A 12654-nucleotide genomic window follows, 5' to 3' on the forward strand; every position below is an offset into this window, starting at 1 on the left:
AAGGAACTCCACATGACCCTGACCGACAGCACCATCCCAAGCCAAGCGAAGGCTGCGAGTGGCAAACCGGTGGTGTTCATCGACGGTGCCGCCGGGACCACGGGCCTCGGCATCCGCGAGCGGCTGGCCCGTCACGGCCAGGTCACCGTGAAGGACATCCCGGACGACAAGCGCAAGGATCCCGGCGCCAAGCGCGCGCTGATGGCCGAGGTCGATCTCGTCATCCTGTGCCTGCCGGACGAGGCCGCCAAGGAGACCGTGGCGCTGATCGACGACCTCGGCGCCGCGGGCCCGAAGGTGCTCGACGCCTCGACCGCGTTCCGCGTCGCGCCGGACTGGGTCTATGGCTTCGCCGAGCTGGCGCCGGATCAGGCCGACAACATCCGCGCCGCCAAGAAGGTGGCCAATCCCGGCTGCTACCCGACCGGCGGCATCGCGCTGCTGCGGCCGCTGGTCGACGCCGGCCTGCTGCCGGCCGACTATCCGGTGACGATCAACGCCGTCAGCGGCTATTCCGGCGGCGGCAAGTCGATGATCGCGGCTTACGAGGCCGGTACCGCGCCGGCGTTCGAGCTGTACGGCCTCGGCTTCGCGCACAAGCATCTGCCGGAAACCCAGAAGTACGCGGGCCTGTCGCGCCGGCCGATCTTCATTCCCTCGGTTGGTAACTTCCGCCAGGGGATGCTGGTGTCGGTGCCGCTGCATCTCGATACGCTGCCGGGCAAGCCGGCGGTCGCCGACCTGCACGCCGCGCTGGCGCAGCGGTATGCCGGCAGCACCTACGTGTCGGTGCCGCCGCTGGATGCTGCGCCTTACGCGGCCGGCCGGATCGAGCCGGAAGCGCTGAACGACACCAACCGGCTTGAACTCTACGTGTTCGGCAGCGATGCCCACCGCCAGGCGGTGCTGGTGGCGCGGCTCGACAATCTCGGCAAGGGCGCCTCCGGTGCCGCCGTCCAGAACATGCGCCTGATGCTGGGGCTGCCCGACACAGTCTCGGTCGACTAGCTCTCCGCTGCTAAGAGCTTTGTGGCTCCCGTCTCCCGTGGCGGGAGCTACGTCATTTTGGAGCCTGACATGACCCAAGCTTTCGACGACGACACGCTGCGGTTCTACCGCGGTAACGCCACCGCTTACGCCGAGCGCCAGCCGCGCAGCGCCACGCTGATCAAATTCCTGGGCGAACTGCCGGCGGGCGCCAAGATCCTCGAACTCGGCTGCGGTGCCGGCTACCAGGCCGAAGCGATGCTCGCGGCGGGCTTCGATGTGGATGCGACCGATGGCTCGCCGGAACTCGCGGCGGAAGCCTCGCGCCGGCTCGGACGACCGGTGCGCACCATGCTGTTCCATCAGCTCGACGCGATCGATGCTTACGACGCCGTCTGGGCCCATGCGTGCCTGCTGCATGTGCCGCGCGACGAGCTAGCCGACGTGCTGAAGCTGATCTGGCGGGCGCTGAAGCCGGGCGGCCTGTTCTACGCCAGCTACAAGTCCGGCGAAGGCGAAGGGCGCGACAAGCTCGCGCGCTACTACAATTACCCGTCCGAAGAGTGGCTTCGCGCGCGTTACGCGGAAGCTGGAACCTGGGCGTCGGTCGCGGTCGAGAGCAGCGAAGGCAAGGGGTTCGATCAGGAACTTGCTCAGTTCCTCCATGTGTCGGTGCGGAAGCCGGAGTGACTGCTTACCGCTACTGAGCTCGCGCGCGACTGTGCAAAGTGAGACACAGTGTTGCTGTTCGGTCTCACCAAGCCGGTCGCTGTTCAGTTAGCGTACTGTTAGTATCAAGGCCGCAACATATGCGATTAGCTTGCAGTGATAATTGAGTGAGTTGTGCCGGGCGTCCTTGCCAGCGCCCGGCGACCTGAGCCAAGCTCCAAGCGGGAGGCCGAAGGCGGGTTCGTTTTCGGCTGCGAGAGCAGGTGAGGGCGGCAATGGCGAGTGTGCAACCGGCGGCGCGGCCGTCGAAGCGGTTCCAAATCGCACTGATCAAACCGTCGCACTACGACGACGACGGCTACGTCATTCAGTGGTTCAGGTCTTTCATTCCCTCCAACTCTCTGGCGGTGGTTTACAGCCTGGTGGAGGATGCCCGGCAGCGCCGCGTGCTGGGCGACGTCGAGATCGACATTACCGCTGCCGACGAGATCAATACCCGTACGCGTATTCCGCAGATTATCGAGCGGTTCAGGGCCCACGACTTTTTCGGTCTGGTGTTCATCGTCGGGGTGCAGTCCAATCAGTTCCCGCGCGCGATCGATATCGCGCGTCCGCTGCGGGCCGCTGGCGTGCCGGTGGCGATCGGTGGCTTCCATGTCTCCGGTTGCATCGCGATGCTTCCCGGGATCCAGCCGGATCTGCAGGAAGCGCTCGACCTTGGCGTCACTTTGTATGCCGGCGAGCTCGAGGGGCGCTGCGACGAGCTGCTGCGCGACGCCGCCGGCGGCGCGCTGAAGCCGCTATACAACTACCTGAACGACCTGCCGTGCCTGGAGGGCGTGCCGACGCCGGTGCTGCCGCGCAAATTCCTCAAGGGCACCTTCAGCCTGCAGACCTCGTTCGATGCCGGCCGCGGCTGTCCGTATCAGTGCTCGTTCTGCACCATCATCAATGTCCAGGGCCGCAAATCGCGCGGCCGCAGCGCCGATGATATCGAGCGGCTGGTGCGCGCCAACATGGCGCAGGGCGTCAACTGGTTCTTCATGACGGACGACAACTTCGCCCGCAACAAGGACTGGGAGGTCATCCTGGATCGGCTCGCTGCACTGCGCCGCGAATTTGCTGCGACCGGGCAGAAAGACATCAAGCTGGTCATCCAGGTCGACACGCTGTGCCACAAGATCGATGGTTTCATCGAGAAGGCGCGGGCTGCCGGCGTGGTCCGCACCTTCCTGGGGCTGGAGAGTATCAATCCGCAGAATCTCGCCTCGGCCAAGAAGCGTCAGAACAAGATCACCGAATATCGGCAGATGCTGCTGGCCTGGAAGAAGGCCGGGGTGATCACCTATGCGGGCTACATCCTCGGCTTCCCGCATGACACGCTGGAGAGCATCGCCGAGGACATCGCGATCATCCAGAAGGAGCTGCCGCTCGACATCCTCGAGTTCTTCTGTCTGACGCCGTTGCCGGGCTCCGAGGATCACCAGCGTCTGTTCAATCAGGGCGTGGCGATGGACAGCGATCTCAACCGGTTCGACATCGAACACGTGGTCACGCCGCATCCGAAGATGAGCCGACAGGAGTGGCAGGGCGCGTATCTCAAGGCTTGGGAGCTGTACTATTCGGCCGAGCACATCGAGCGGATGATGCGCCGCGCCGCCGCGACCGGTGTCGGTGTGTCACGGTTGGCGTCGATGATCTTCCTGTTCTCGTCGATGGTCCGGATCGAGAAGGTGCACCCGCTGCAGGGTGGCATCATCCGGCTGAAGTATCGGCTGGATCGCCGCCCGTCACTGCCGGTCGAGCCGGCGCTGGTGTTCTATCCGAAGCTGATCGCCGAGGGGGCCCGCAAGCTGGTGCAGAACGTCCGGCACTGGTTCTGGATCGACGGCCTGCGCCGCAAGATCCGCAGCGACCCCAACCGGCTGAGCTACACCGACACCGCGATCACCCCGGTCGGCGACCACGAGGTCGAGGAGCTGGAGCTGTTCACTCACACCCAGGCCGCGCAGGACGCGGTGGAGCACATCCGCAAAATCAACCAGCTCACCCACGCCAAGTCGGTGGCGTAGGCGACTGCTGCTTGTCCCCGTCATTCCGGGGCGCGCGCGAGCGCGAACCCGGAATCTCGCGGTTATCGCCAAGGAAGATGCCGCGAAGCGCGCGGCGGGTGCCGTGCACAAGCACCTTGGGATTCCGGGTTCACGCGCTACGCGCGTGCCCCGGAATGACGGCGCGGCGACGCTTTCGGATCTGTTCTCAAGTTCCCGCCGTCATGCTTTAATCAATCCGTTGTTCTCGAACGGCTTCGGAGGCGGAATGACGGTGGCTCCAGTGCTGGTGATCCTCAGCGCGGCGACGGCGTTGGGGTTGTATCTCGGGTTGCTCTATTTGCGCGGCGACCGCAAGCAGGGACTGGTGGCGCTGCACATGCTGCTCGGCTTTGGCGGGCTCGAGACCCTCGTCATGCTGCTGCACGGCACCCCCGATGGAGCTGCGACGACGGATAGCGTCTCTTTCGGCAAGATCGCGGCCGGTCTGTTCGCGGTATCGGCCTTCTCCGGCTTCATCGCCGCGCTGGCGCGGCGCTCGCCGGTCGGTGCTAACGTCCTGCTCGGCACGCACGTCACCGTCGGTCTCGCCGGTTTCGCGCTGCTGCTGGCCTGGGTGTCGGGGACCTGAACCATCAGGTGCCAGTCGGGATCCGCGCAATCACCTTGATCTCGAAGTCGAAGCCTGCGAGCCACGTCACTCCGACAGCCGTCCAATTGGGATAAGGCTCCTGCGGGAAGGCTCGATTCTTCACAGCCAGGACGGTGTCCAGCTGCGTTGCCGGATCGGTGTGAAACGAGGTGACGTCGACGATATCGGCAAATGTGCAGCCGGCAGCCTTCAGGACGGAGGCCAGATTATCGAAGGCGAGCTGAACCTGTGCCTCGAACTGAGGTTCAGGCGAGCCGTCCTCGCGGCTGCCGACCTGTCCTGACACGAACAACAGATCGCCGGAACGGATCGCGGCGGAGTAGCGATGCTTGTCGTAGAGAGCCTGACGGCCGGCGGGAAAGATCACCTCGGATTTCGACATTCCTGTCTCCTGCTTCGGACCAGGAGCAGGTGGATCGTACCGATGATCTTTCCATAGGGGTGCGACAACACGGCCCGCGCAGGCAGGTCGACGGCGCGATCGAAACATCCTCGACGCATCGCGTGTAGGGATTGACTTCGCTCGAAGCTCTCCGAAACAATCGTCGGCCCTAGGACGTCACCTCGACGTAGCTAGGACGTAGCTAGCCGGCGTATCCTCGAACAGCATCGCCCCGCTAACGCCGCGGTCGGTCGCAGCGATTATCAATTGGGCACCGACATCACCACCGGCCCCGCGTGCTTCACGCTGCTGCCGGCATGGTTGTCGGCGGGCCTAACTCCGGTCTTTTGCCTCTCGGCGTCAGGGTGCAGCGGAGAGCAATTCGCTGTCGTCTGCCGGAGAGGGCGCCGTCTTCAGTTGCGCCTCCTGTTCGATCAGTCGCAGCGTCTGCGCCAAATGGCGCTCGGTGGTGGCCACCACGCCGTCGCGGTCGCGGCTTTGATAGAGCGCCAGCAGTTCGGCGTGGTCGCGATTGTTCATGTCGCGGATATCCGGATCGGCGAACAGCGACAGCACCACATAAGGCGAGGCCGCATGGGCGAGGTTATAGACCAAGCTGCCGAGGCGGCCGCTGTTGGTGTTGCCGGTCAGAGCGGCATGAAACTCCTCGTTGAGCCCGGCCCAGCTCTGCGCCGACACCTTGCCGCACATCTTGCGATGGCAGGCCTCGGCGTGCGCCAGATCGTCCTCGGTGACGCGGTCGAAGGTGCGGGCGGCCAACAGCGGCTCCAGCCGCATCCGCATCTGGTAGATTTCCTGCACATCATCGAGGGTCAGTCCCCGAACGACGGCGCCGCGCCTTGCATCGAGTGAGATGAGTCCTTCGGACAGCAGATCTCGAAACGCCTCGCGCACCGGTGTGGTGCTGACGTCGAGCTGCCGCGCGATCTCCTCCTGGCGAAGACGCGTCCCGGCCGGGTAGCGCCCCTGGAGAATCTTGGTCCGCAGATCGAGCAGGACATGCTGACGGACTGTCGTGGGCTGTCCACGTTTCCGCATCGTTCGCTCCCCCGATTGCCGGTCGCTCGCCGCGATCGCTACGTTGCCGGGGCAGGCTTCGCATCGGGCGCGAGCACGTCGTCGTTTCAATCTCGAATATCACAGGTTGCGCGCGAACCAGTGCCGCTTTGGTGTGCACAATGCACAATGCATTTGAGCAGCCGGACGGTGCGGGGCACGGCATCGGCGTCTGCCGCGCGCGCCGGTGTGCATCCGCTAATCACCTGCGCCACAGCGGTATTTGGCGTTCTGCGACTTTGGTCGATGCGCTGGCATGGCCTTTGCAAAACATTCGCAAAGGAGCAAATCGATGGCAGAGCCGCAGATCCAACTCAGTGTTCGAGACGTTCGGAAGGTGTTTCCCGGAAAGGGCGGCGCCGTGCCGGTTCTCGACGGACTATCTTTCGACATCTACGAGCGCGATTTCGTCAGCATCATCGGGCCGAGCGGTTGCGGCAAGACCACGATCTTCAACGTGATCGCGGGACTCCTGAACGCCGACAGCGGAAGCCTGATCTATCGCGGCGAGCAGGTCAGCAGTCTGCGCGGCCGCATCGGCTACATGATGCAGAAGGATCTGCTGTTCCCCTGGCGGACGGTGCTGGAGAACGTGCTGCTCGGCCTCCGTGTGCGCGGCGTCGCCGATGCCGAAGCGCTCGACACGGCGCGCGAGTATCTGTCGACCTTCGGTCTGTCTGGATTCGAAAAGGCCTATCCCAAGACGCTGTCCGGCGGCATGCGCCAGCGCGTGGCGCTGATCCGGACGCTGATCATGGATCCCGACATCCTGCTGCTCGACGAGCCGTTCTCAGCGCTCGACTACCAGACGCGCCTGTACCTCGAAGGCGTGCTGATGGAGGCGGTGGAGACCTTCAATAAGACCGTCATTCTGATCACCCACGACGTCGATGAAGCCGTCGCCTTGTCCAAGCGTGTGGTGGCGTTGAGCGGGCGGCCGACGCGGGTCAAGAACGTCCATCACATCGACATCGAGCGCACCGGGCCGGTCGAGGCGCGCAGCGATCACCGGTTCTCCGACTATTTCCACATGCTTTGCGGCGAGCTCGATATTCAAACCCGGAAAGTGAAGTCCAACTGATGACCAGCGCAACAGACGTCGCATCCCGCGCCAGCGGCACTGCCATCCGGCCCAATCGCGAAACGATCAGCCTGACCCAGCGTCTGGTCGTCACGTTCGACACGCATCTCGGTCGCACCGCGCTGCAGGCGCTTGCGGTGGTCGCGTTCTTCCTGCTGTGGGAGCTTGGAGTCCGCATGGGCTGGATCTCGGAGTTCCTGGTCGGCAAGCCGTCCGGAATCTGGGCGCGGTTCGAGACGCAGTTGCTCGACGGATCGCTATTCGTCGACAGCGGCTACACGCTGTACGAGGCGCTGATCGGCTTCGTCGTCGGCACCATCGTCGGTTCAGTTCTCGGTCTGGCGATGTGGTACTCGATCTTCGTCGCACGGATGGTCGAGCCGTTCATCGTGGCGCTCAACAGCGTTCCGAAGATTGCGCTCGCACCGGTGATCCTGCTGTGGTTCGGCACCGGTCTGTTGTCGAAGGTCGTGCTGGTGGTGTCGATGACGGCGCTGGTCGCGCTGATCGCGGCATATCAGGCCGCCAAAGACAGCGATAAGGATCTGCAGTCGCTGATGCTGTCGATGGGCGGCTCCAAGCACCAGATCTTCTACAGCGTGGTCGTTCCGTCGTCGCTGCCGGCGATCATCGCGACGTTCCGGATCAATATCGGCTTCGCTCTGGTCGGTGCGGTGGTCGGAGAGTTCATCTCCTCCAAGCGCGGCCTCGGCCATCTCGTTTACAACGCGTCGAGCCTCTACGACCTCAACTCGGTCTGGGTCGGCCTGTTCGTCCTGATGTTCATGGGCTTCGTGCTCTACCACGCGATCGATGCACTCGAGCGCTACCTGCTGCCTTGGAAGCAGGACACCGGACACGTCCGGATCCAGGCCTAGATCCGGCCATACGAACTCTCACGACATCCTTCACACACTTCACACAACCTCGGAGCTGAAACCTTATGCGTTCGATCGGAAGACTCGTCGGTGCAGCCACCCTCGTGGCCTCGTTAGCGGTGTCGACGGCGGTTCCCACCGCTGCGATGGCGAAGCAGGTGAAGATCTCTCAAGCCTTCCAGTCCATGCTCTACCTGCCGTTCTACGTCGCGCTGGATAAGGGCTTCTTCAAGCAGCAGGGCCTCGACGTCGACAAGGAGACCGCCGGTTCGCCGACCACCGCGTTGTCCGCTGTTTTGTCCGGCAGTGCGGCATTCTCGATCCACGGTCCGGAGTGGACCGCGATCGCCAATTCGAAGGGCGCCGATGTCGGCATCATCTGCAACGTCGTGAACGGCGCCGCGGTGTGGGTCGCTACGACGCCGGACTTCAAGTACGACACGCTTCAGGACCTGAAGGGGCAGAAGGTTGTCGCAGGCCTGATGCCGACCACCAGCACGTCGTTGTTCATGAAGCTGCTGAAGGACAACGGCTTGAAGCCGGACTCTGACGTCGATCTGCTGCAGGTGCAGATCGGCTCCGAGCCGGGCCCGTTCCTCGGCGGACAGGCCAAGGTGGCGGTGCTGTACGAGCCCGGCCTGGATCAGGTGGTGGCGAAGGGCATGAAGGTGGCGATCGGCTTCCCGAAGGCTTACGGTCCGTATGCGTTCTCGTCGATCACCGCGCGGAAGAACGTCGATCCGAAGGACGCGCAGGCGGTCGTCAATGCGATGGAGCTGGCGCTGCGCTTCATGAAGAACAACCCGGATGAAGCGGTCTCGATCGCCCAGAAGGAATTCCCGACTCTCGATCCGAAGATCGTCGAGGCGGCGGTGCGGCGGATGATCGCCGAGAACGTCTACCCGAGCAGCGTACAGACGACGCAGCAGGCCTATGAGACCGCGATGCAGACACAGATCGCGCTCGGCAATCTGAAGCAGGCGCCGAAGTACGAGGATTTCGTCATCCAGGACTACGTCAAGCCGGCACTCGCGCTGAAGTAACCAGGCCGAAACGCCGGCGATCCGAGACGGTCGCCGGCGTTGTCTTCTCAAGTCGAGGACCATCTCCACCATGTCGTATCCGTTGGGACTGCTCGCAGTCCATCGCGCGTTCCGTGACGGAACGTTGAGCCCCGCCGACTACATTGCCAGTTGCACTGAGCGCGCCGACGAGGTCGAGCCCTGGCTGAAGGCGTTCTGTGATCGGCTGCCAGGAGAACAGCTGACGGGCGGTGAGGGACCGCTGGCCGGCATCCCGATCGGCATCAAGGACATCATCGCCACCGCCGGCATCCGCACGACCAACGGATCGCGGGTCTATGCCGATCACGTTCCGGATCAGGACGCCCCGATCGTGGCGCGCATCAAACAGCTCGGCGGCATCGTGTTCGGCAAAACGGTGAGCACCGAATTCGCCTGGCGCTGCCCTGGGCCCACGGTCAATCCCAACAATCCGCAGCACACGCCCGGCGGCTCGTCGAGCGGGTCGGCCGCCGCGGTGGCGGCCGGTATCGTGCCGATGGCGCTCGGCACCCAGACGGTCGGTTCGGTGGTACGCCCCGCTGCGTATTGCGGCATCGTCGGCTTCAAGCCGAGCTTCGGCGCGATTGTGCGCGACGGCGTTCACCCCTTGGCGCAATCGCTCGATCACGTCGGATTTTTGACGCGGTCGGTGGAGGACGCGGCGTTCGCATTCGGCCTGCTGGCCGATGGGGCCGAGGCGGGGGCGGCAGCCCAAGCCGTCGCAGGCGACGTGCTTCCTGCCGTTTCGTCACTACGGCTCGGTGTGGTTCGCCCGCCGATCTGGGATCGGGTCAGTGCCGAGCAGAACCAGGCGTTCGAGGCTGCGCTGGAGACGTTACGGCGCGGGGGCGCCACGATCGTGCCGCTGGAGCTTCCCGACCGCTATTGGAAGGGCTTCGAAGCCGCGGAGATCATTCTGGCGGCGGAGGCGGCCGCGATCTTCAATGGGCTGGTGACGCAACACTCCGATTTGACCAGCCCGCAGCTCAAGGAATTGGTGGCTGCCGGCAACGCGATCAGCGCGCCGCGCTACATCGAAGCCCGCCAGTTGCAGGCCTCGCTGCAGCAGGAGTTTCCGCAGCATCTCAGCGGTCTCGACGGCATCCTCACCGTGCCGGCGCCCGGCGAGGCTCCAGAAGGATTGGCCTATACCGGAGACGCCAGCTTCTGCGCGCTGTGGACCATGCTGGGCGTGCCGGCGCTGACGATGCCGATCGCCCGCTCGGCTCGCGGCCTGCCGCTCGGCCTGCAGGTGATCGGCGGATTTGGCGAGGACGCCAAGCTGCTGCGCACCGCGCGGGTTGTCGAGGCCGCGCTGGCGAACTGACTCGAGCGACGTGCGGCCGCTGCTTCGCCGCCGCGCGTCTTTCAGGATCGCACTTTAACGTAGCTGCCCGGCGCATCTTCCAGCGGCGGGTAGGCTTCGTTGCCGATGGCACGGGCGGGGACTTGTTCGTCGTCGAACTGGCCGATCCAGCCGCGCCAATCCGGCCACCACGACCCCTTGTGCTCTTCGGCGCCGTTCAGCCAATTGGCGACCGAGCCGGCGAAGATGTCGGGGTTGGTCCAGAATTGGTACTTGTTCGCCGCCGGCGGATTGATCACGCCGGCGATGTGGCCGGAGCCGGACAGTACGAATTTCACCGGACCGCCGAAGAACTGCGAGCCGTACAGCACCGACTCCGCCGGCGCGATGTGGTCTTCCCGGGTGGCGAGGTTGTAGATCGGCACCTTGACCTTGGTGAGGTCCAGCGTGGTGTTGTCCAGCACCATGGTGCCGGCCGACAGCTTGTTGTCGAGATAGCAGTTGCGCAGGTAGTAGGAGTGGTTCGCCGCCGGCATCCGGGTGGCGTCGGAATTCCAGTGCAGCAGGTCGAACGCCTGCGGCGGCTGGCCCTTCAGGTAGTTGTTGACGACGTAGGACCAGATCAGGTCGTTCGGCCGCAGCATGTTGAAGGCCATCGCCATCTTGGCGCCTTCGAGCACGCCGGTGACCTTCATCTCGCGTTCGACCGCGGAAATCTGCTCCTCGTCGACGAACACCATCAGGTCGCCGGCATGGGTGAAGTCGACCTGCGTGGTGAGGAAGGTCGCCGAGGTGACGCGCACCCGGCGGCGCTCGGCGAGCCAGGCCAGCGTCGAGGCGAGCAGGGTGCCGCCGACGCAGTAGCCCAGCGTGTGGACCTTCATCTCGCCGGTGACCTTCTCGACCACGTCCATCGCGGTCAGCGGGCCGAGCTTCATGTAGTCGGCGAAATCCTTGTCGGCCAGGCTCTTGTCCGGGTTGACCCAGGAGATCACGAACACGGTGAGGCCCTGGTCGACGCACCATTTGATGAACGATTTCTCGGGCTTGAGGTCGAGAATGTAGTACTTGTTGATCCACGGCGGCACGATCAGCAGCGGCGTTCGCTGCACCGTCTCGGTGGCGGGCTCATACTGGATGAGCTGCATGATCTCGTTCTGGAAGATCACCTTGCCCGGGGTGACCGCCATGTTGACGCCGACCTCGAGCCCGGCCGGATCGGACTGCCGGATTTTCAGATGGCCGCGGCCGGACTGGATGTCGTCGGCCAGCATCTTCATGCCGCGAACCAGATTATCGCCGCTGGCCTCCAGCGTCTGGCGCGTCAGCTCCGGATTGGTCATCACGAAGTTGGAGGGCGCCAGCGCGGTGGTGAGCTGCTGGACGTAGAACGCGGCCTTGCGCTTGGTGTGCGGGTCGATCTCGGCGTTCTTGACCAGCTCGTCCGCCCACTGCGTGGTCAGCAGGTAGGCCTGCATCAGGAAATCGTAGAACGCGTTGGCCTTCCATTCCGGCGAGGCGAACCGCTTGTCGCGCGGCGAGGGGGCAATCGCCGGCTCGGCCTGTTCGCCGGCGAGGCGCTTGGAGGCCGCGCCCCAGAGTTCGAGATACGACTTGCCGAGCCGCTGCTGCAGCTCATGAGAACGGGCCTGGTCGGACAGCCAGTAATTGGCGACGCTCGAGAAGCTCTTCACCATTTCGGTCAGACCGGCGGGCGGATGACCGTCCGGTGGCACGGCACCGTTCTGCGACTTCATCATCGTCGCAAGGGCTTGGCTACCGGTCTCGATCGCCTGCGCCAGATTGCGGGCGAACGCATCAGGATCGAACTTCGGGGCCGCCTGGGGTTCTGCGAGCATGTCGGTCATGAATCAACACTACAGTCCGGTGCAGAAAATCCGCTGAGATTTGTCGTCGCGCCCCCCGATGATGGCATAGTTCGGTAAACGTCGCTGATTTCGATGTGCTGCAGTGCGACAAATTGCGCTTGATTTAGCCACATTGGCATCCCACTGAGACGGTCGGGTCGGTTAATGTCGCCGATCGGCGCTGGCCGGTTCGAGGCGAAATGAGCTAAGGTTTAATCCTCGAGTGCGACGATTGTTGCGAGCGGCGACGATCGGGAAGGCGGGGCCGCGTGAAGGCAAGCAGGGTGATGCGAGTGGCAGGCACGGGTGGACGGACGGGACCCGGCATGCGGGCTGCTGTGGCAGTCGCGCTGGTCATCGCCGGCTGCGCGCTCGGCGGCTGCTCGGTCTCGCTGTCGGACATGCCGCTGCTCGGCAGCAGCGATACTCCCGCCAAGCCCAAGGAAGCCGATGCTTTTCCGGCCGTGAATGATCTGCCCGCCAATCGCGAGGAAGCGGTGCTGGCGCCGTCCGAGCGCAATAAGATCGAGCAGGAATTGATCGCTGCCCGCGAACGCCAAGCGAACGCGAATGCCGGTGCTGCCGCGCCGGCCGCGGGCACCGCGGCCGCCAGAACGGCGGCGTCGAGATAGCCGGACC

The 12654-nt window shown here is 64.3% G+C and carries 12 protein-coding genes; 9 read left to right on the forward strand and 3 right to left on the reverse strand.

The genetic code is table 11. From position 1 onward, the window contains the following. Positions 1-12 precede the first annotated feature (12 nt). The 4 genes from argC to HZF03_RS12150 all read left to right on the forward strand — a co-directional run bounded on the left by argC (position 13) and on the right by HZF03_RS12150 (position 4338). Positions 13-1008: an N-acetyl-gamma-glutamyl-phosphate reductase gene (argC, locus tag HZF03_RS12135; protein ID WP_119018316.1), complete on the forward strand. Its 996-nt coding sequence runs from the start codon at positions 13-15 to the stop codon at positions 1006-1008. A 69-nt stretch (positions 1009-1077) separates the two neighbouring features. Beyond that, positions 1078-1677, forward strand: a complete 600-nt coding sequence (locus HZF03_RS12140; protein ID WP_119018305.1) for a class I SAM-dependent methyltransferase — start codon at positions 1078-1080, stop codon at positions 1675-1677. Between the two features lie 254 nt (positions 1678-1931). Then, the gene (locus HZF03_RS12145) at positions 1932-3728 is read left to right on the forward strand and encodes a B12-binding domain-containing radical SAM protein (protein ID WP_119018306.1); all 1797 of its coding nucleotides are present in this window, start codon (positions 1932-1934) and stop codon (positions 3726-3728) included. A gap of 247 nt (positions 3729-3975) precedes the next feature. After that, positions 3976-4338, forward strand: coding sequence for a hypothetical protein (locus HZF03_RS12150; protein WP_011158044.1), 363 nt, complete (start codon positions 3976-3978; stop codon positions 4336-4338). Between the two features lie 4 nt (positions 4339-4342). Here the strand turns inward: HZF03_RS12150 and HZF03_RS12155 are convergent, their stop codons facing one another. Continuing rightward, a complete protein-coding gene (locus HZF03_RS12155; protein ID WP_119018307.1) occupies positions 4343-4741 on the reverse strand; it encodes a RidA family protein in 399 nt (132 codons plus the stop codon). Between the two features lie 360 nt (positions 4742-5101). Next, positions 5102-5800, reverse strand: a complete 699-nt coding sequence (locus tag HZF03_RS12160; RefSeq protein WP_119018308.1) for a GntR family transcriptional regulator — start codon at positions 5798-5800, stop codon at positions 5102-5104. Between the two features lie 310 nt (positions 5801-6110). On the opposite strand from HZF03_RS12160, the gene HZF03_RS12165 reads away from it, so the two are divergent. From HZF03_RS12165 to HZF03_RS12180, 4 genes are all read left to right on the forward strand, one after another. After that, on the forward strand, positions 6111-6899 hold the full coding sequence (locus tag HZF03_RS12165) for an ABC transporter ATP-binding protein (protein ID WP_011158047.1): 789 nt from the start codon (positions 6111-6113) through the stop codon (positions 6897-6899). Beyond that, on the forward strand, positions 6899-7777 hold the full coding sequence (locus HZF03_RS12170; RefSeq protein WP_119018309.1) for an ABC transporter permease: 879 nt from the start codon (positions 6899-6901) through the stop codon (positions 7775-7777). The genes HZF03_RS12165 and HZF03_RS12170 overlap by 1 nt, the downstream gene beginning before the upstream one ends. 158 nt (positions 7778-7935) lie before the next feature. Beyond that, the gene (locus HZF03_RS12175) at positions 7936-8820 is read left to right on the forward strand and encodes an ABC transporter substrate-binding protein (RefSeq protein WP_234832225.1); all 885 of its coding nucleotides are present in this window, start codon (positions 7936-7938) and stop codon (positions 8818-8820) included. Positions 8821-8890: 70 nt separating this feature from the next. Next, a complete protein-coding gene (locus HZF03_RS12180) occupies positions 8891-10168 on the forward strand; it encodes an amidase (RefSeq protein WP_119018310.1) in 1278 nt (425 codons plus the stop codon). A gap of 41 nt (positions 10169-10209) precedes the next feature. On the opposite strand, the gene HZF03_RS12185 is transcribed toward HZF03_RS12180, so the two are convergent. Beyond that, positions 10210-12015 carry a PHA/PHB synthase family protein gene (locus tag HZF03_RS12185; protein ID WP_119018311.1) on the reverse strand — a complete coding sequence of 602 codons (1806 nt, stop codon included), beginning with the start codon at positions 12013-12015 and terminating at the stop codon, positions 10210-10212. Between the two features lie 326 nt (positions 12016-12341). Here HZF03_RS12185 and HZF03_RS12190 point away from each other — a divergent pair, with 326 nt between their 5' ends. After that, complete coding sequence (locus tag HZF03_RS12190; RefSeq protein WP_119018312.1) at positions 12342-12647, forward strand: hypothetical protein; 306 nt, start codon at positions 12342-12344, stop codon at positions 12645-12647. Positions 12648-12654: the final 7 nt, after the last annotated feature.

The sequence above is a fragment of the Rhodopseudomonas palustris genome, assembly GCF_013415845.1.
In the GTDB taxonomy this organism is placed as follows: Bacteria; Pseudomonadota; Alphaproteobacteria; order Rhizobiales; family Xanthobacteraceae; genus Rhodopseudomonas; species Rhodopseudomonas palustris_F.